21 protein-coding genes and 1 tRNA gene are annotated in these 19,219 nt (G+C 44.8%); 16 read left to right on the top strand and 6 right to left on the bottom strand.

Annotated elements, in window-relative coordinates:
* Positions 1-551 precede the first annotated feature (551 nt).
* Together O3C58_00005 and O3C58_00010 are read left to right on the top strand one after the other, a co-directional pair.
* The gene (locus O3C58_00005) at positions 552-1,613 is read left to right on the top strand and encodes an SGNH/GDSL hydrolase family protein (GenBank protein ID MDA0690248.1); all 1,062 of its coding nucleotides are present in this window, start codon (positions 552-554) and stop codon (positions 1,611-1,613) included.
* Positions 1,614-1,775: 162 nt separating this feature from the next.
* On the top strand, positions 1,776-2,966 hold the full coding sequence (locus tag O3C58_00010; GenBank protein MDA0690249.1) for an O-antigen ligase family protein: 1,191 nt from the start codon (positions 1,776-1,778) through the stop codon (positions 2,964-2,966).
* Here O3C58_00010 and O3C58_00015 read toward each other — a convergent pair.
* The gene (locus O3C58_00015) at positions 2,963-3,196 is read right to left on the bottom strand and encodes a hypothetical protein (protein ID MDA0690250.1); all 234 of its coding nucleotides are present in this window, start codon (positions 3,194-3,196) and stop codon (positions 2,963-2,965) included. The genes O3C58_00010 and O3C58_00015 overlap by 4 nt on opposite strands.
* 277 nt (positions 3,197-3,473) lie before the next feature.
* Between O3C58_00015 and rfbC the strand changes: the two genes are divergently transcribed.
* Together rfbC and O3C58_00025 are read left to right on the top strand one after the other, a co-directional pair.
* A complete protein-coding gene (gene rfbC / locus O3C58_00020; GenBank protein MDA0690251.1) occupies positions 3,474-4,001 on the top strand; it encodes a dTDP-4-dehydrorhamnose 3,5-epimerase in 528 nt (175 codons plus the stop codon).
* A 222-nt stretch (positions 4,002-4,223) separates the two neighbouring features.
* Complete coding sequence (locus tag O3C58_00025) at positions 4,224-4,985, top strand: hypothetical protein (GenBank protein MDA0690252.1); 762 nt, start codon at positions 4,224-4,226, stop codon at positions 4,983-4,985.
* Between the two features lie 48 nt (positions 4,986-5,033).
* Here the strand turns inward: O3C58_00025 and O3C58_00030 are convergent, their stop codons facing one another.
* Genes O3C58_00030 through O3C58_00040 form a run of 3 tightly spaced genes read right to left on the bottom strand, consistent with a single transcriptional unit; the run spans position 5,034 to position 7,381 of the window.
* Positions 5,034-5,792, bottom strand: a complete 759-nt coding sequence (locus O3C58_00030; GenBank protein ID MDA0690253.1) for an SDR family NAD(P)-dependent oxidoreductase — start codon at positions 5,790-5,792, stop codon at positions 5,034-5,036.
* Positions 5,793-5,811: 19 nt separating this feature from the next.
* Entirely contained in the window at positions 5,812-6,693 is an 882-nt protein-coding gene (locus tag O3C58_00035) for a transglutaminase-like domain-containing protein (protein MDA0690254.1), read from the bottom strand.
* A 52-nt stretch (positions 6,694-6,745) separates the two neighbouring features.
* The gene (locus O3C58_00040) at positions 6,746-7,381 is read right to left on the bottom strand and encodes a peroxiredoxin (GenBank protein MDA0690255.1); all 636 of its coding nucleotides are present in this window, start codon (positions 7,379-7,381) and stop codon (positions 6,746-6,748) included.
* A 404-nt stretch (positions 7,382-7,785) separates the two neighbouring features.
* Here O3C58_00040 and O3C58_00045 point away from each other — a divergent pair, with 404 nt between their 5' ends.
* The 11 genes from O3C58_00045 (at position 7,786) to O3C58_00095 (ending at position 16,696) form a co-directional block, all read left to right on the top strand.
* On the top strand, positions 7,786-8,118 hold the full coding sequence (locus O3C58_00045) for a hypothetical protein (GenBank protein ID MDA0690256.1): 333 nt from the start codon (positions 7,786-7,788) through the stop codon (positions 8,116-8,118).
* A gap of 111 nt (positions 8,119-8,229) precedes the next feature.
* Positions 8,230-8,305: transfer RNA gene (locus O3C58_00050), tRNA-Lys, on the top strand.
* 167 nt (positions 8,306-8,472) lie between these two features.
* Positions 8,473-8,928, top strand: coding sequence for a hypothetical protein (locus O3C58_00055; GenBank protein ID MDA0690257.1), 456 nt, complete (start codon positions 8,473-8,475; stop codon positions 8,926-8,928).
* Positions 8,929-9,194: 266 nt separating this feature from the next.
* Positions 9,195-11,330 (top strand): TonB-dependent receptor, encoded by a 2,136-nt coding sequence (locus O3C58_00060; GenBank protein ID MDA0690258.1) that lies wholly within the window; start codon positions 9,195-9,197, stop codon positions 11,328-11,330.
* A 27-nt stretch (positions 11,331-11,357) separates the two neighbouring features.
* Complete coding sequence (locus O3C58_00065) at positions 11,358-12,647, top strand: sialidase family protein (protein MDA0690259.1); 1,290 nt, start codon at positions 11,358-11,360, stop codon at positions 12,645-12,647.
* Between the two features lie 196 nt (positions 12,648-12,843).
* Entirely contained in the window at positions 12,844-13,521 is a 678-nt protein-coding gene (locus O3C58_00070; protein MDA0690260.1) for a MotA/TolQ/ExbB proton channel family protein, read from the top strand.
* A 46-nt stretch (positions 13,522-13,567) separates the two neighbouring features.
* A complete protein-coding gene (locus O3C58_00075; GenBank protein ID MDA0690261.1) occupies positions 13,568-13,945 on the top strand; it encodes a biopolymer transporter ExbD in 378 nt (125 codons plus the stop codon).
* Positions 13,946-13,951: 6 nt separating this feature from the next.
* On the top strand, positions 13,952-14,362 hold the full coding sequence (locus O3C58_00080; GenBank protein ID MDA0690262.1) for a biopolymer transporter ExbD: 411 nt from the start codon (positions 13,952-13,954) through the stop codon (positions 14,360-14,362).
* 18 nt (positions 14,363-14,380) lie between these two features.
* On the top strand, positions 14,381-15,640 hold the full coding sequence (locus O3C58_00085; GenBank protein MDA0690263.1) for an energy transducer TonB: 1,260 nt from the start codon (positions 14,381-14,383) through the stop codon (positions 15,638-15,640).
* Between the two features lie 45 nt (positions 15,641-15,685).
* Positions 15,686-16,441 (top strand): hypothetical protein, encoded by a 756-nt coding sequence (locus O3C58_00090; GenBank protein MDA0690264.1) that lies wholly within the window; start codon positions 15,686-15,688, stop codon positions 16,439-16,441.
* Between the two features lie 87 nt (positions 16,442-16,528).
* Positions 16,529-16,696 carry a hypothetical protein gene (locus tag O3C58_00095; GenBank protein ID MDA0690265.1) on the top strand — a complete coding sequence of 56 codons (168 nt, stop codon included), beginning with the start codon at positions 16,529-16,531 and terminating at the stop codon, positions 16,694-16,696.
* 15 nt (positions 16,697-16,711) lie between these two features.
* Here the strand turns inward: O3C58_00095 and O3C58_00100 are convergent, their stop codons facing one another.
* Entirely contained in the window at positions 16,712-16,990 is a 279-nt protein-coding gene (locus tag O3C58_00100; protein ID MDA0690266.1) for a hypothetical protein, read from the bottom strand.
* A gap of 289 nt (positions 16,991-17,279) precedes the next feature.
* On the opposite strand from O3C58_00100, the gene O3C58_00105 reads away from it, so the two are divergent.
* Positions 17,280-18,395, top strand: a complete 1,116-nt coding sequence (locus tag O3C58_00105; protein ID MDA0690267.1) for a hypothetical protein — start codon at positions 17,280-17,282, stop codon at positions 18,393-18,395.
* Between the two features lie 123 nt (positions 18,396-18,518).
* On the opposite strand, the gene O3C58_00110 is transcribed toward O3C58_00105, so the two are convergent.
* Positions 18,519-18,806 (bottom strand): hypothetical protein, encoded by a 288-nt coding sequence (locus O3C58_00110; GenBank protein ID MDA0690268.1) that lies wholly within the window; start codon positions 18,804-18,806, stop codon positions 18,519-18,521.
* Between the last annotated feature and the right edge of the window lie 413 nt (positions 18,807-19,219).

The following is a 19,219-nucleotide window of genomic DNA, read 5'->3' on the forward strand; positions in this document are numbered from 1 at the left end:
TTTTCTTTATCAAGTTATTTAAAATGGAGATGTATCTACATTTCTTCTTGTATCGCATGAATCTCCAAGGCTATCCGTGTGGCTTGCCGGAGAGGATGTAGAGGAGAAAAAAGCTGATATAAAGGGAGGGATTTTACCAGATTGCGTCGGGGATTTCATAAATAAGAGAATCTTTATATTTTATTAGTTAAATCAAAGACTGGATTGAATTTTTCGAGGCAACGTAATTTCTTTAGGTTTTGTCTACAAATAGGCTCTAATAATATGTGTTATTGTTATTAAGAAGGACAATTTGTACTGCAATAACTTGATGCTTTTCCACTAAGAGTATTAGTGCTAGCATCTAATTGATCCAATTGGATTTATCTCTTATTGAATCTTCGTCCAAGAAGCCAGGAAAAGTCTTGGCGAAATTGAATCGCATAATTTTCTCACCTTAATTGTTTGGACAAGTTAAGTAAAAAAAGAGGAACTTTAACTGCAAGATGGAAAATCTCGTTTGAAACCAAAAAAAGATCGGTTGGCACATGAATTTTTTGAAGAATATCCTTTTGGCTATTGTCACTTTCGTTCTATTTTTAATTTTTCTCGAATATGTCGCTTTAAAATACTTTATACCAACCACGGATGTCGCCCGAGTCGAGCATGATGACGGTATCACTCATTATAAGGCTCTTCAGAAAGGCACAATAAGGCTGGCGAATGAATATTCCGCACTTTTCTCAATCAATGAAGATGGATGGAATTCGCATCACGACAAATACTTCCAAGAAAGAAACAATAAAACCAGAATCGCAGTCATCGGTGATTCCTATATTGCGGCCCTGGAACCGGGTTATCTAAAAGCGATACCTAATCTTCTGGAACAACGGTTAGGGCCGGACCATTTCGAAGTGTATGGATTCGGCATCGGAGCGGCGCATCTTGCTCAATATCTGCATATATTTAGAAACGAAGTCTTGAAATATGATCCAGACATTGCTGTTTTCTTAATCATTCATAACGATTTTGCTCCCTCGTATAGAAAAGATCTCATGGCTTCCGGCAGGTATGGAGGGACATTTCTTACCCTTTCCCTTTCGGGTAACAGAATTAAAGAAATTCCTCCGAAACCCTATGATCCCTCCTGGGACAGCCTCCTAGACATACGTTTACTCCGGTTCATGTTTTATCAATACAAACTTAGAACCAAAATAAATTATATAAAAAGCTTGGTCCTCAACGAACAGTATCAAATGAATATGAGCGTCAAGGATTTGGAAGGGAGTTTCGACAACGATCTTCTGATTGCTGACTATGTTGTGAAAAATATCGCATCCTTTGCAAAAGAAAAAAATATAAAGCTCATCTTTGCTATGAATGGGGATACTTGGTCGATATACAATCAAGACACCAGCAATAAGCCTAACAATACATTAAAGTTTAATGTAGCTATGAGACAAATCGTGGAAAAACATGGTGGAAGATTCATTGATTTGCATAAAAACTTTCTCAGGGATTATCAAGAGAATCATGAAAGATTCGAGTTTAAAACCGATGGGCACTGGAACCCCTATGGGCATCAGGTGGCGACAAAACCTATTTACAAGGCGATACAAGAATTAATTCAATAATGATTTTTAATTAGTCTAAGGGTTTACTATAAATAGGGAAGCCCGTATAATTCTTCCCGGTTTGTTTCACCAAACCATTTTCTCCTTTTTCTTTGATGAAAACCTCCGTTTAATGACAAATATTTCCTTCTCACAGCCCAATGGTTATTTTCAACTGCCAGTATGTCTGCAATAGATACCACTCACCGTTGGCTTCCAGTACTGGACAAGATTTTGACTGCCAGTTTGATTCTGTTCGTGATGTTTTCGATGTTTTCCATCAGCATCACGCAAATCGCCTTTGCCGTGGGAACGGTGGCCTGGTTGACGAAAGTTTCCCTGACCAAATCCTGGAGCCGGGTCCGGTTTCCTTTGGGGATTCCTTTTTTACTTTTTATTCTCGCCAGTATTCTGGCGGTGGCTCTGGCGGTCGATCCCGGCTATAGTTATAAATCGCTAAAAAAGCTCCTGCAAATCCTCATCTTTTTCTGGGCGGTCAATAGTGTCAGGGATGAGAAGCAAAGGGATTTCCTGGTCCTGGTTTTGGTCGCGGCGGGCTGTATTTCGGCCCTGGTTGGAATTTCCCAGGGGTTGTTGACCCCGGTCACCACAGAAACCCGTGTAGAAGGAACCATGAGCGTCTATATGACGTTTGCGGGGATTCTGATGCTGGTGGGGCTGGTGGCTCTGGGACGTTTATTATTCCGTCAGCCCAGAGAAAACTGGCTGGGTGGTGCGGTATTTTTAATCGTCATTTGCCTGCTTCTCACCTTGACACGGCAAGCCTGGCTGGGATTCATGACAGGATTTGTATTTCTGGTGTTGGTCTGGAGGATACGGTTGCTTTGGGGCGTTCCGGTTTTGCTGGTTCTGGTTTTGCTGTTTTCCCCTGTGGGTGTGAAGGACCGGCTTCATTCAATGGTTAACTTGCAGGACTGGACCTTTCAGTCCCGTCTGGCGCTCTGGCAGGGTGGCTGGGAGGTGTTCAAGGATTATCCTGTGACGGGGTGTGGCTTTCGGTGTATGGATTTAGTACATACCAACTACCCGGACCCGACGGGATACATTAAAAAATACCGGGGGATGCATAACAATTTTGTCCAGCTGGCGGTGGACACGGGTATTCTGGGTTTGAGCGCGTGGATTTCTATATGGGTAGGGTTTTTTCTGTATTTTTTCAGGAAATCCCGCGATTCAGCAGAGAGGACTTACACTCGATGGGTCCTGCCGGGTTGTGCCGCCGCAGTTCTCGGTTTTTTGGCCGGGGGATTGTTTGAAGTAAATTTTTACGATTCGGAAGTTGCCATGCTGTTATATTTCATCATGGCATTGCCTTTTATGAATCAGAACTCAGAACCGGGAGAGAAGGTCTAATTCTTTTTGAATGTGGGCCGACGGATGGCTCCCAATTGCTCGAATAAACGAGGGCTGTCTTTGAGGCTGGCCTTGACGCGCATGACTTCTTTGCGGATGGTTTCGGCATCGTTTCCAAAAATGGTCAGAAATTCAGGCTTTTTCGATGAGAAGTCTTTTGATGTGAGAGGCTTCCTTCGAAGTGGCGTTGTTTTAACAAATTCCGGTTTTTTATCAGGTTTTGCCTTCATAGTGGATGACTTTTTGGGAGTGGTTTTAATACCTGGATTTCTCAGTCCAGAAAGAAAAAAATAACAGAAAATGATTCACTCTTATCGAAGAGTTTGAGAAAAACCTTTATCCTTTTTTCAAGAGGGCTTATATTTTTTTAAGTTTTAAACCTGATTGTTAAGTTAACCAATGAAATTACAAGGTGAAAGACTTGAACTTTTGATGCAGGCATAATGTGAAAATGTTTTCACAAATTCCTAATTTATTTCCAATCAATCATTTTTATTTAAAAAAACCATGAAGGTAACAAAGACAGAATTAGAAGGCGTTTTAATCATCGAACCTGAGGTCCATTCCGATTCACGAGGTTCTTTTTACGAGAGTTATGTCCAAAAAAAATATCAAGCGCATGGTATCAATTGTGAATTTATTCAAGACAATCATTCACTGTCAAAAAAAGGAGTGCTGAGAGGTCTGCATTTTCAGGAGAACCCAGGCCAGGCCAAACTGGTACGGGTCACTCGGGGAGAAGTGTTTGATGTGGCTGTGGATATCCGAAAAAATTCTCCAACGTTCGGTAAATGGAGCGGGGTGTGTCTTTCCGCAGAAAATCATCGGCAACTTTACATCCCTATCGGGTTTGCGCATGGGTTTTGCGTATTGAGTGAAACCGCGGAATTTCTTTATAAATGTTCGGAATATTACGCTCCCTCCGGCGAGCGGGGTATCCTCTGGAACGACCCTGATATTGGAATCGCCTGGCCCATTACAGACCCCATCCTGTCTGAAAAGGACACAAGGCTTCCCCGCCTGCGTGATATTTGATTCTTCCTAAATTTAAAAAGTTTTAACCTTCCTGGTGGATTCCGTACCCCAGAAACATGCCTGCTTGAGCAAATTTTACTAAGTTCTGAAAATATCCGAAAATGCCGATTAAAAATTTTTTAAACAAATAGGTCATTTTTTGCTAATTAAATTATTAGTTTTAGCCGTTAGAGGACATAGATAGGAAGCAATTCTTGGAATTGTTAAAATTGGTCCAATCTAATGGCAATCTCAGAAATTTTTGCACAAACACCCATATTTGATAGCCGCAGTTACTCGGCCTCAGTCCAGGCCGCTTTCACTGGGGGACTCAGCCTCAAAACGCGAGAGGGGGACCGGGTCGACCTTTCTTTCGCAAACGAGCAATCCCTCGCAGGGTCGGAATCCCAAACCAAAACTAGTGATGATGGAACCGTTAGTGAAATTTCATCCTCTGCCGTAGCGGCTTCCCAATATTCTCTGGCCGTCCAGGGAGATTTGAACGAAGAGGAGTTGAACGCCATTCAACGGCTGGTCGATCAGGTCGGGCCGATTGCCCGCAGTTTCTTTGCTCGGGCCGAAATCGATTTGGAGGGCATCACCGGGGTTCTCGCCGGTTCACTTGGCGTGATCACGGAGATTGAACTGGAACTTGAGCGGGTGATAACCACCACCTTTTCTTTTCAGGAAATTTCTTCCAATAGACCCATTGAGATTTCTGACCCTGGCAGTGTAGGAAGTGGCGGGTTTTCACAGGAGTCGATCAATACGGATGCAATCAGAAATCTTCCTGAATTGGTATTTGCCGCTGTCGAGGCCGAATTAAAGACACAGGCCGACCAGTTGCCAAAAGGGAAAACTATTTTACGGTCATTGAATGATCTGATGGCTTTACTGCAGGAACAGTTGGGCCAATTTCTGAGTCCGTTGAAGTATAGCGCAGAACCCCGCTTGAAACCTCTCCCTCAGGGAATTGAGACCGCTTCCCCCGTTGTTCAAGTTTAATTCTCTCCTGAACATTTTTGGGCGTGTAGCATAAACTTAACGTGGCCGTCATGGCATCAATGCGCCATTGTTGATGTCGAAAGTTTGCCCGGTGAATGATGTCTGCGCGTCTGAAATTAAAAATGAGATAAATTGGGCGATCTCGTTCGGTTCGGACATTTTGCCGAGCGGAACCTGGGCCATCGCCTGTTCATACGCTTCTTCCCTGGAGATGTTGAGCGCGTTGGCGAACCCATCAAGTCCCTCATGCGCCATGGCGGTGTTGACCCAGCCAGGACATATGGCGTTGACCAGGATTTTGTCGGCAGTCAATTCCGAAGCCAGAGAGCGCATCAATCCCAGCAGGCCGGCTTTCGAAGCGCAATAGGCAGAGTAGCCCGGAACCCCCAGCCGAGCCAGGATGGAAGAAACGATCACGATTTTTTTGTAAGGGTCCGGGTTTTTTTTCAGGAACGGAAGGCATTCCTGAATGGTGAAATAACTGCCGGTTAGATTGGTGTCGATGATCTCCTGCCAGGGATCTTTCTCGGAATAATGATTTTCCCCGCCTATTCCTGCATTGGCCACTACGGCATAAAGAGATTGGATTCCACTTTGCGTCAGGGCTTTACCAATTTCGTACGGTTGCCTGATGTCGCAGGAAAAACTTTGATGGGCTTCGGGATTTTTTAATGATTCCCGAGTGCTCTCCAGGGAGTTCAGGTTTCGACCCAGGAGAAGCAGGGAATAGTCCTGCCCGGCCAGAAGCGTTGCTATAGCCTTTCCAATTCCCTGACCGGCGCCCGTTACCACAATCGATTTTTTCATAATTCTATATCCCGAAAAATTAAGGTGAGTTGGCGGGAAAACTACGGGGCGAACCTAACAATATATTAATATATTCTTTCAGATGCCGGGATTTTTCCAGTTCGTTGGTCTGATCGTAAGCCGCCACCAGATTGTTCATCATTCTTACCAGCGTTTCCCGATGAGTTGCCTGGGAAAGGTGGTGCTCCTCAAACTGGTGGCCAACGCTTTCCACCAAACGAATGCAGTCTTTCCTCTGGAGGATGCGCCCTTGATGAAACGGGTCAAAGTAAATGGGGTCGGTGGCGGAAGCATATTTTACAATATAATGTCCGGGCAGGCCCACGCCAACGATGGGCAGATGCAGCCGCCTGGCGATCAACAGGCACAGGGCGGATAAGGTGATAGGAATTCCGGTTTTGCGCTCCAGGACTTTATTGAAGTAACTGTTGTCCGGGTCGGTATAACTTGAATCGTTGCCGGCAAACCCTTCCTCGATAAAAAGCAATCGGGTCATTTGTTGGACGACCTGCTGAGGCGAATCGTCAGGATTCAAGCGGCTTCCAAGTTTTTCAGCGATCTTGTCCAGAAGGGCTGGTATTTTTTCCGGCCCGGTTCCAGGGTAACGAAACTGCATGAGAAAGATAACACCCTGTTCCAGATCAATATCCCCGCCTCGTGCCGAAAGCACCAACTGCCGGAATTTTTCTCCCAGTTGCCCAGGAAGAATGGCTTGGATGATTTCACTGGCAAGGGCCCGGAGGTTGAGGTTTTCAGTTCGGGTGGCAATCTGCAGAAAGGGGAGGGCATCCTCTCCGATATGAATCAATTGTTCGCGGACTTTGGTGCGGACAAACTCGTCCCTGTCATCAATAAGGCGGATGAGATGGGAAACCTGATTATTATCATTTGGAACGGTCATAAAAAAAGCCCGGACGGTTGTTGTCCGCCCGGGCGTTTTGAAAAATTAAAAGTTAAAGGTCGGGTTGCGGCGTCATTCTGAGATAAGGTTTGATTTCTGTAAACCCTTTAGGAAACTTCGCCGGAATGTCTTCCGTTTTGATGGCCGGGACCACAACACAATCGTCCCCATGCTTCCAGTCTACGGGTGTTGCCACCTGGTAATTTGCAGTTAACTGCAATGAATCGATGACACGCAGAATCTCATCAAAATTTCTTCCGGTGGAGGCCGGATAGGTCAGGGATAATTTAACGGTTTTATCCGGGCCGATGATGAATACCGTTCGCACGGTCAGGTTGTTAAGGGCGTTGGGGTGAATCATATCGTACAAAGTGGCGACATTTTTATCCGGGTCGGCGATGATAGGATAATTCACCGTGCAATGCTGGGTCTCGTTGATGTCGCTGATCCAGCCTTTGTGGGAATCGATCGAGTCCACACTGACTGCAATCACTTTGACATTTCTTTTGTCAAACTCGCCCTTTAAATTAGCCACCCGTCCCAGTTCCGTAGTGCAAACCGGAGTGTAATCTTTAGGGTGCGAAAACAGGACTCCCCAACTGTCTCCCAGCCATTTGTGAAACTCGACTTTGCCTTCGCTGGTCTCGGCGGTAAAATCTGGCGCCGTATCTCCTAATCTGATAGACATTTTATTTTCCCTTTTTGAAATAATGTTTTAGTAAAATTTCCAAATACAATTTAAAAACTTAAAAAATAAGGTTCAGCAGGATTCGAAAAATCTTCACCTTCGGCAAGAGAATCCGTACCAAACTGATCTCAATTCACTATGCCTCCGTGTAAAAGAAGGCGTGGATTGTTCGCAAAAAAATCTCTAAAATTAAATCAATGCCTGCCGTTCCTTTGGAATGGAGTGATTATATCATAAGATTATTGTTGGAACTGCGAAAAAACTTACCCGAAAATGACCCTATCCTATTGTATTTTAATAGCTAATATATGCTCATAAATTGTGGAAGATAAGCCCTGAAGAGGTATCATGGGGGAAAAGATTCCCATTAAAATGATACTTTTGTTTAACGGAGTGATTACGTCGTGACCCAGGAAAAACTTGCAGATACCCTGATTCTTCTTAAAAGAGTCTGGGCCTTGTTTTTAATCGCCGTCTATTTCATTGGTTTCATGAGTGAATACCACTTTCCAGGGATACGAGAGGAGCCTCTGGCGGGAGAATCCGTTTTATGGAATGCCCAGAGAGTTCTGTTTTTTGGCCTGATGTTTGTCGGGTTTCTGATCGATGCCGTACAAATGCGGGAAGATCGCCAAAAGGCGTTCTTATTTTTGTTTTTATCCCTGGTATTAGGAGGTCTTTCCAGTTGGATCCCTGCGATTCAATTTCAAGTCATATCGTATTTATCCGGCTTGTAATTAACTTGATCCGATAATTTTTTACGCTGGGTCCTGGGGACTATTCGGTCTTGTTGACTCGTCGCATCGAAAGTGCTAGTTTACCACTCCACTATTCAGTAAATGAAACGTGGGCCGTTAGCTCAATTGGCAGAGCAACTGACTCTTAATCAGTAGGTCCTCGGTTCGATCCCGAGACGGCCCACCAAATATATCAATGGGTTATGTCTTTAAGGCGTAACCCATTTTTATTTGTGTAGGCACTATGTAGGCAAATTATTTAGAACAAGAAATAAGAAAATCAAAGAATGTAGTAATTGGTCTGGGCTATGATGTTCACTTATGGCCCAGGCTGTGTGAAAACGAAGATTATAGATGTTATTAAAAATGGTTTTTGACAATCAGTACCTTTTAAATACAATCCGATTTATGCTGAATCGATCCATAGCCTGTATTTTTTTATTTTTTGGGGTTCTTGTTTGGACTTCAGGAGCAAGTGCGTCTCCTTTTCACCATCATGAAAAGAAAGCCCACGTATTGGAAAGCGCTACGGTGCAACATGCTTGCCCGCTGAAACATCATGAAAAAGTGCTTCCCTGTCCGCACGTTAAAAGTAAAAAGGACAATAATGAACGCCAAATTGCACCTGATTGTGGAGGATCTTCCACAGCCTCCATTCCTGCATCGGTGAATTTTTCAAAAAACCTTTTATTCGTTTCTGATTCTTCCCTCATCGTGGCTGAAGATCAGACTGATAGCTTTAGCCTTAAATCCCCGCGTCACAAATTTTTCCTTCCATTCCAATTGGACCATCCTCCGAAGTCGCTCTAACTTTTCTTTATTGTTTTAGTTCCCAAAAAAATATTCATTAGGTTTGTTCGCTCCTGAAAAGCCGTGCCTGCTTTTCCTGTTTGCGCGAACATTTGCAACTGGATGCGCTGTTTTTCCCTTGAAATGGTGAGCTCCGCCAGCAACAAGGCCCTCTGGATTTTTGGGAGATTCTCATATTGCCTCGCAAATTAACGAGGTGACATGAGGAAGTTTTTCAAAAATGATAATTATTGCGCTCTGCAGTAATGGAAAGTTAGGAGAGTTTCATGTTTTGCCTGAAAAAAGTATCTACCTGGTTGGTCTCGACTATTGTTTTGTTAAATTTTGTAATTGTTCAGCCTGTTTTGGCGGCTGAAAAAGATAACCAACAAGTATTGCCTGAAGTCGTCATAGAGGCCCCAAAGGCAAAATACAAAGAAACCACTGGAACATCCATTGGGACATTCGAGTCCACTGTTGGAACCTTGACAGTTCCAAGCAATTTGGAAGCCGCCAAAATTATCCAGCGCACCCCAGGCGGGGCGGCGGTGGTTGATAGTAAAGCCTTTGAAAATGACTTCAGTCAAAACTTTGAGGACACTCTTTCCTTTGTGCCCGGAGTCTACGCGACTAAACGCTTCGCAGAAGAGGTGCGTATTTCTATCCGAGGTTCTGGTCTTCAACGCAATTTTCATCAGAAGGGGCTGGCGGCATTGCAGGATGGTGTCCCTTTTAACTCGGCGGATAGTAGCGGCGATTTTCAGGAAATCGACAACCTCACTCTGCAACGCATAGAAGTCTATAAAGGCGGTAATGGTCTGCAATATGGCGGCACGACGATTGGCGGCGTTGTCAACATGATCTCCAAAACCGGCCAAAGTAACCCTGGCCATCAACTTCGTCTTGAAGCGGGGTCGTTTGATACGTATCGCGGTAACATTCAATCCGGGTTTAAGTTTGATAATTCGAATTTATTTCTTAGTATCACCGGACTCAAGAGTAACGGCTTCCGGGTGCATTCGGACCAGGAAAGTTACAAAATTAATTCAAACTATGGAATGAAGTTGTCAGAAAACGTTGAAACGCGTTTCTATTTTACTGCAAACGCTATCGAACTTGAGTTGCCAGGAACGGTGACCCGGTCGGTTGCCTTAAACAATCCTGAAAATAGTACTGCTACTGTGAGCACCAGCAACCAACACCGCGATATCGTATCCTACCGGTTTTCCAATAAAACCACCTTCGATCTCGGTGATGGAAATAAATTGGATGTCGGCGCTTTCATCACGGACAAATCGTTGTTTCATCCGATCACTCCTTTTGTCGGGATTATCGATCAGGACAGCAACAGCTTTGGCGTGTTTGCGCAAGGTTCTGGAAAGTATGAGATCGGAAAATTTAAAAATACCTTTCGGACGGGTGTTACCACCCATGTGGGTATGACGGATGCGAAAGTCTTTTCCAATTTTGGTATTGGTGCACGAAGAGGAGCTTTAACTTCTGACACCGATCAAACGGCCTATAACGTGGTGGTGTTTGGAGAGAACCAGTTTTTTGTGACTCCTCAGTTGGCATTGATCGCCGGGGGCCAGGTTGTCTGGGCGCACCGAGATGTGTTCAATCATCTGACACCCAGTGAAACGGACAGCGATACCTACGAATCCTTCAATCCTCGCTTTGGTGTCCTGTATGACCATTCCAAAACTGTACAGTTTTTCACTAATGTCACTAAAAGTTTTGAGCCGCCCGATTTCAGCGATTTAACGCAGGGAGGCACGGCGGGTTTTATCGATCTGAATGCGCAAAAAGCCTGGACCGTTGAAGCAGGAACCCGCGGACAGCAGGGTATCTTCGATTGGGACTTAACCCTTTATCGCGCCTGGCTGAAGGATGAGATTTTAAGTTTCACCACAGGAGGCACGATTCCAGCCACTGGATTCAATGCGGAAGATACAATTCATCAGGGTATCGAAGCAGGCTTAGGAGTAGTGCTGGCTGAAAACCTGGTGTCGAGCGGGGATCGCCTGAAATTGAACAACGTCTATACCTACAGCGATTTTCGTTTTGTTGGGGATGCACAATTTGGCGACAACACCATTGCCGGTGTCCCGCCGCATGTCTTTCGGTCAGAGCTTCGGTATGACCACCGGGATGACTGGTTTTTAGCCTTGAATATGGATTATGTGAGTGAAGCGGATGTTACTTTTGACAACACGTTTTCAGCTCCCAGTTATACGTTGATGGGCTTTGGTGCCGGTTACGAGGTGACTAAAAACATCAGCACCTACGTTACCGGGCGCAACCTGTTTGACACCGAGTATATTTCCAACTTTTCAACGGCAGTCACTGCGTCGGAGTCATCGGCCCTTTTCTATGCCGGCGACGGAAGAAGTTTTTATGGTGGTGTCACTATAAGGTTCTAATCTGAATGATTTTTGAGGAATAAGGTCGTGATTATTAATAAAAATATTAATTTATGCTTTGCCCTTTCACTGCTGGTTATCAATATTTCCTGCACAGGAAGTATTAAGAACTCACCCGATCAGGGGGCTTCCGGGACGCTGTCCCAAAGTCCTCTGGAAACAAGTGAGCGCCTGGTGGGTTGGGAGTCCCAACCTCAGGTGGTGGGTCATGGCAACGGACTTCAGCTCATGTTGAAAACCTCCGAAAGCATGAACTTTATTTATGCCGGGCATAAGGGCAGTGGTCAGGATCTCTTCTATTTGAGTTCTCACAATGTAGGGGACACGTTTTCGAAACCCTACACAATAAATACAGTTCCGGGAGAAGTCAGCGCCCATGGTGAGAACGGTCCTCTGCTAAGAAAGGGATCGGGGATTGAAATGTATGCGTTTTGGCAGGGAGGGCAAGATTTAAAGTTTGCTCGGTCGATGAACTTTGGCCGCAGTTTCACACCTGCGATCAAAGTGAATGACGATGATGCCAAAGGCTACCATTCATTTCAAACCATGGAAGTCGCACCGGATGGAACCATCTATGTCGCTTGGCTGGATGGCCGCGATAAGGAAACCAACCCTCCAGGGACCGGTTCCATTTATATTGCCAAATCAATCGATCAGGGGAAATCTTTCGGAAAGAATGTGAAAGTCTCTGGAGCGATTTGCCCCTGCTGCCGCCCGGCCATTGCTTTCGATGAATCGGGTAAAGTTTTTATTGCATGGCGACATGTTTATGAGGGAGATAACCGGATCATCGTGGTGTCCACTTCCGAAGATAAAGGCGATACCTGGTCGGAGAAGGTCCGTGTGACAAAAGAGGGTTGGAAGATCAATGGTTGCGCGCATTCTGGACCAGCAATGAAAGCCGTCAATGGAAAGTTATTCGTCGTTTGGTATAGCGGTGCGAATAACCAATCCAGTTTGCGCGGCGCCCTGTCATCAGATGGAGGAAAAAGTTTTGAGTATCTTGGAGAAATCCAGGGAAATGTACTCGATGCCAATCATCCAGATATTCAGATCATTGAGGATGAGGCCTGGGTTATTTTTCAAGGGCGAGAACCCAGTATTGACAATGGCTGGGGCAGTATCCGTCCCTGGCTCATGAAAATTTCTGCAACCGGGACGCCGTCTCAACCTGAAAAGCTCCCTTCACTTGGTGACAGTGTCTCCTACCCGTTGCTATTTGCTGGTAGTGGTGGACGGGTGTATGCGACCTGGACGGAACTTGCCGAGGATGGGCAGAAAGCTGTTCTTTGCCGGGGCAGGTTGACCAAAAGTTAATCAAAAGAATTCCTCGTAGCTCTGCTACGGGGTTTCCTTTCACATTCCCCTCCTTTGCAAGGAGGGGTTAGGGGAGGTTATAAAAAAACTACCTTTAAATACCCCGCCCCTTGGGGCGGGGATCATTTATTTGATTTAGTCAGGCACGGAAATCATACATGTGTAGCTAAAAATATTTTTAATCAGGGAGTCCAAAATGCTCGATTTTATTCAATCTACATTTGGTTTGGTAGGCAAGGGGGGATTCATCATGATTCCCATCCTCGTATGCTCTGTCATTGCGCTGGCCATTGTTATCGAAAGATTATATTTCATTCGAACCACGCAGAAAGACCCTAAAGAAACTCTCAATCGCTTAAAAGAATCATTAAAAGGTAATAGGTTTTCTGAAGAATGGATGGATGAGAAAGACTCAGGAGATTCTATGAAGCGAATGATCGGCGAAGGATTGCGTCTGAAGGATCTGCCTAAGTGGCAGATGGAAGAGACGTTGTCGGAAGTCGGGCAGGAGGAAATCAACAAGCAAAATAGATACATCCGTGGCTTGGAAGTGATCGCCAGTATCACACCACTCCTTGGTCTATTGGGCACTGTAATCGGGATGGTCCAGGCGTTTAGCAAGGTAGCAGAGCACAAAGGGATTGTTGACCCCAGTCTTCTGGCGGGTGGAATTTGGGAGGCGCTTCTCACCACCGCCGCAGGATTGTCTGTGGCTATTCCTACCATGATCATGCTTCATTATTTCACCCGCCGGACGGAAAACGTTGCCTTCAATCTGGAGAAATGCGGCCGCATCATGATTCACCACTTCTCTGATGAAAAGCCGGAGCAAAATTCAAAAAACGATTGGAGAGATGAATTGGTTGAAGCATGACTGCTTGTAAAATACTTAATTTATTTGGCCGCTCAAAATGCAATTGATGAAGAAAACAAAAAAACGATTTCGATTAGACATCACCCCATTGATAGATGTGGTGTTTCTACTTTTAATTTTTTTCATGCTGACCTTTTCTGTCCAGGGGCAAGGCATTGATATAAATTTGCCGGGTGAAAACTCTGAGGTCGGGATTTTGGAAACCCCATTGACTTTAAGAGTTAATGAGGAAGGTTTAGTCCGTATCAATGATGAAAAAATTGATTTCGACTTCCTGGTACCCGAACTGGAAGGAAAATTTAATTCCAGAAAAGATAAAAGCCTGGTTGTGGATATTCATAAAAAAGTTAAATACGACACGTTTGTTCGCGTTCTGGATTTAGCTAAAAAAGCGGGTGCGGAAAATTTTTCCATTATTCGGTAAGAAAACATGATTAAGTTGCGAAAAGATACAAAGGACAAGGAATTTTTCACGCTCGATCTGGCTCCCATGATCAATATTGTTTTTCTTTTATTGATTTTCTTTCTGTTGACCTCGACCGCCATCAAACAGGGCGACGCCATCGATTTGCCTGATGCGGAAACTTCTAAAAAAAACGAGACGGAAAATATTGTTGTCAGCGTCAGCTACGATCACAAACTGCAATTGGATCGACAGGAAATCCAAAAGGAAAATTTAAAGAATTTATTGAGTGAAAAATTGACGGGGCATGAAAACAAGGTGGTGGTCATTGAAGGTGATAAGAAAATTGAGTTCGCATTGTTTGGCGAGATCATTGACATTGCAAGGCAGGCAGGTGCGACGGACTTCATCCTCGCCACCGAACCGACCAATTTGTAAATTTGACAGGAAAATAAAATGAAAATGTTTTTTTCTTTTAAAACTCCCATAGGGTATGCAATAGCAGGATCATTTTTTCTGCATATTATTTTGGTCTCGATATACGGAACCCTCCTAGCCTCAGGAAACGTGCCACCTCCACCACCCCTTAAAAAATTTAAAATTGAAATGGTGTCAAAGAAGCCTGATCCGATTCAAAAGGTTGCGGTCAAGGAAAAGAAAATAAATGATTCGAAACAGATCACTCCCATAAAAATAACGCAGCCTCACCCTGCATACTCGGCGCAAAAAATCAGAAAAAAGGAGATTGCACTGCAGCCTGTGTCCCGCATGGTTCCAGCGAAACCAAAAATGGTTGAGGAAATCAAAGCTAATCTCTCACAAAAATCGTTCCAAATGGCCAAGGCCGATATTTCTGCAAATACGGTGGTCCCAAGACCGCGTACGATTGAAAAATTATTTGCTGGAGAAAGTATCGCCTCAAAGGTTCAACGATCAGCGACAGGAATAGCAAAGTCGGCAGATATTTCACCGTTGCCAAGACCGGTGAAAAACGTTCGCATTTTTTCTAAAGTTTCCGGGAAAGAAACAAGTTTTCATGCGAGCGCTGCCGGCTTTGATCCTTCTGGGCTACAATCCAGATCTATTTCGGTAGCCAGTTTTTCCTCCGAGAGAGCGGATCAAAATAGGGCTGTGGAATTTAAAAGAGGTTTCTCATCCCGCTCCATCTCCTCTACACAAGCGGTGATACGTCCTTCTGCTCCCGAATTCGAATCGGTGACAACACCTGATAGGGCCACTACATTTTATGAGGCAAAAACCCGTACCGTATCAACGCTTCCTTCGGCGAAGGTCTTAAGCGTCGCTCCGTCATCAAGCAGTACCATTGGAAGCAACAGGAGGGCGGAATTCGTTCAAAAGGGAGAATTAGTCGCGGCGGTAACTTTTTCCAGCCCACGTCCTGTGCCAGAGATTGTCGACCCGAGGGTTTTAGATGGTTATCTGGGGACATTGCAAGCTTTGATAGCATCCGCCAAGAAATATCCAGAATCCGCACGCAAATCGGGGCAAGAGGGTAAAGTGACCGTGCAATTTACGGTGATGCAAAATGGGAACGTGAAAAATATCCAATTGGTATCTAAAACCAACTACCGCGTCTTGAATGAAGAAGCTATCGAAGCGGTGAAGCGGGCGGCTCCGTTTTCGGGTTTTCCAGATGAAATAGACAAGCCTTTTCTAGATATTATTTTGCCATTCAGATTCAAATTGAATGAATGATTAGAGCTTTGATAAAATTTCAACACCCAACTTCAGGATTTCAAAATGTCAAAAGATAAAAGAGTAAGTTCAAAATTAAAAAAACTCATTTCTGGTTTAGTTGTTTGCAATTTCCTGGTGGTTGCTTCCCCAGGCTGGGCCGAAGTCAACGAAATCGATTCCGATTTTGACGGAAAAATTGATCAATGGCAGCATGTTTCAGAGAATGGAATTGTTGAAAAAATTGAGCACGATTCCAACGCAGATGGCAAAGTAGATCAAGTCGATTTTTATGGGAAAAATAAGAAGGTGATTCGGGTGGAGTTTGACCGAAACAGCGACGGGAAAATGGATCATCACCAGATTTATTCTGATCAAGGAAAATTGATTCGAGTAGAGAAATCCAGCAAGTTTAACGATTTGTTCGACTGGACGGAAATTTATGGAACCAATGAGAAGCTGGTCAAAGTGGAAATCGATCAGGATCAGAATAATAAATTGGATACCTGGCAGTTTTACGACGAACAGGAAAAATTAATTAAGGTGGAAAGGGACACCACAGATAATGGCAAGGTGGATCAGTGGAGTGTATTTTCCTCCGGGGATATTCTGGAGCATTCGGCGTTTGATACCACAGGCGACGGAAAACCCGACCAGTGGCAATATTTAGATCCATCCAAAAACCTGACCAGGGTCGAGTACGACACCAATCAAGATGGCAAGGCCGACCGTTGGGAGCATTTTAATTCTTCCGGGAAGTTGGCCAGGGTGGAACTCGATAGAAACTTCGACGGCAAAGTGGACATGACACAAAAGAAATAATTTTTTCAATTTGTGCATGGCTACTTTTAAAAGTATGAATACGGCTTCAATAATCATTATTAATAATGAAGCGGACAATCAGACCTCATGAAAAAAAATAAAAAACAATTAAAAACCAAAGCTGAACTGGAGGCAGAAGTAGCTGCGCAACAAATCCAATCCAAAAGGTATCACGAGAAAGTTAAGGACTCTGTCAAAGTTTACAAAAGGCAGGGTATCAAAAGGAAAGCTGAGGAAGAGATAGAGTCAGACTGATTGCCTTCCCTCCGGCTAACAACCGGGTTCAAGTTTTGTTTCCCGCCAGTCATCGTATATTTCTATACAGTCCGGGATTTGGGGGAAGGAAGGGTCCTGGTCAAGGATCAATTCACCATATTTGTCCCGGAAGGTGATCAGTTCATCCAGCAAATTTATGTTGATAACCCAAACCTCACAAGCTTTTAGCGAACTCTCGATGGTCATCTCCTGTGTTATCTTTAAAACCGCTTCGTCGCAAGGCTTTTTGGGAGATCCGCGTAAGCTTGTTCTCTCAACTCGAAACTCTGGCATAAGTCCTGTTCAACGGAAATTTTCCGAAAAGATTCTATTAGATATCAATTTGAATTTATATGGATTTTGTCATTTTAGACTCACTCTGTCAACCGAGTCTTCTAGGTCAACCGGTTCAGGTAGCGCCCAGGGTCTTGGCTATCGAAAGAAATAAGGTCGCTTAACTTGAACTTGAAAAGTATTTATGGAAGGACTATAACCCAAACGTATAGCTTGCTATATTCCAACTTTGCTCCAAATACATTTGACGACTTAAAAAATACAAAAGTGACTCGCTCCAACTGCGCTTATGATTGAAAAATCCGTGACCCTTAGTCTTCCAGCCGATCCCGAAGCGCTTGAACAGCTTCGTTTTTACCTCCCGTATTTATGCGATCAGGTTCTGAACCTGGAAATCGTTTCCGACTCCAGATCTGAAATCCGTTATACCTGCAGGGAAGAAAACAGCTCCGCCCGCATCGAGGCGATTGCCCGAACTTTGCTAGGCCAACAGGAAACATCGGATGTGGAATTCTTGAATCATCTTCAGACACGCACCGTCTTTGACAATCGCGCCGCCCCCTGTTCCTGTAACCACGACATCCTTCCCGAACTGTTGAACGCCGGACACTTGATCTCCTTTGGCCCTGGGCAATACGGCATGGGAAACCTGTTCCTCAAAACCTTCAAATATTTTGAACGGGAATGTTACCGGATGACCCTGAAGCAGAAACCGCAGGAATTTGTTTATCCTAACCTGATTCCGCGGAATTTAATGGAATACCCGGATTACACGAACCGTCAAGGCTCCGGTTTTACATGGTTCACTTCGTCGCCTCCCGGCGTTCAGTCGGAATCGTCAGAGCACCTGGGCAAACCTGCGGTCTGTCTGCACTGCTACCCGCATTTCAGAAACAGTACCATCCCCAAAGACCGTCCGGTCACCATCACCACTCAGGGTCGGTGCTACCGCTATGAAGGGACGGAGCAATTTTCTCCGGATCGGTTGTGGGAGTTCATCATGCGGGAATCCGTGTATATGGGAACCCCGGTATTCGTGCGGGATTCGCTGAGAGAAATTGAAACTCTGGCCACTGGATGGATGAAAAGCATTGGGTTGCGCGCGTGGGTGGAGCCTGCGGATGATCCCTTGTCTGCTTCCGGTTCTGAGTTTGCGTCATCGAAAAATATACCCGTGAAATGGGAGTTAAGAATTGCGCTCCCCGCCTCAGGAACTTCCCTGGCCGCCGCATCGTTTAATTACCATGCCAACCACTACAGCAAACCCTTTGAGATTTCAGAGGGCGGGAATTCTGCCGCCACCGGATGCGCCGGATTCGGCATTGAACGGCTGACCTGGGGATTTCTCGCGCAAAACGGGCTGGAAACGGAAAAATGGCCCGAAGCGGTCCGGCAAGAACTTTGACACCTAATGAATCGTCCCCTTACTATCTTAAGTTAATGGGGATTGAGCCCCATCCCACCTGAGAGCCCAAAAATAGAGCGTCTGAGTCAGAATGCAATTAGGTCATTCTGAAAACGGGTTCCATCAATCCGGTGGAGAGCCGGGTTCGCGTTTTGTTTCCCGCCAGTCATCGTATATTTCTATACAGTCCGGGATTTGGGGGAAGGAAGGGTCCTGGTCAAGGATCAATTCACCATATTTGTCCCGGAAGGTGATCAGTTCATCCATCAAATCTACATGAATCACCCAAACTTCACGGAGCTTTAAAGAGCCTTCGTCGGTCATTTCCAGGGTTTCTTTCAAAACCGCTTCGTCGCAGGGTTTTTCCGGAGAGCCACGTAAGCTGGTTTTCTCAACTCGAAACTCTGGCATGGGTCGCGTCCATTTGAACTCTTCAGAGTTTGTCTTTAAGCAAATCACCTATGAACTAAAGGGTATCTCTAAAAATTGACTAAATGCTCCTAATCGTCAACTTAAGGAGATGGCTTTGTTTTAGTGGAACAGGCGACCTGCCCTTAAATTTAAGGATAGGTCGCCACCAATATAAGAAATCCTTGTACAGTGTTCGATTTCCTGTAATAAACTAATTTTTAGAGATGCCCTAAAATGATTGCTCCGATTGAAGCGAGATTTTGCCATTTCGGAATCACGCTGTCAATCACAGCACGAATATGTCCTTCCATTAAGGGTTCATAGCTATTTGTCTTTCATGGCTCCCTGGAATTCGCTATACCATAAAATTTCTGAAAAGATTATCTTCCTACCGTCAGAGCTCATTGGGTTAT

The sequence above is a fragment of the Nitrospinota bacterium genome, assembly GCA_027619975.1.
GTDB lineage: Bacteria > Nitrospinota > Nitrospinia > Nitrospinales > VA-1 > JADFGI01.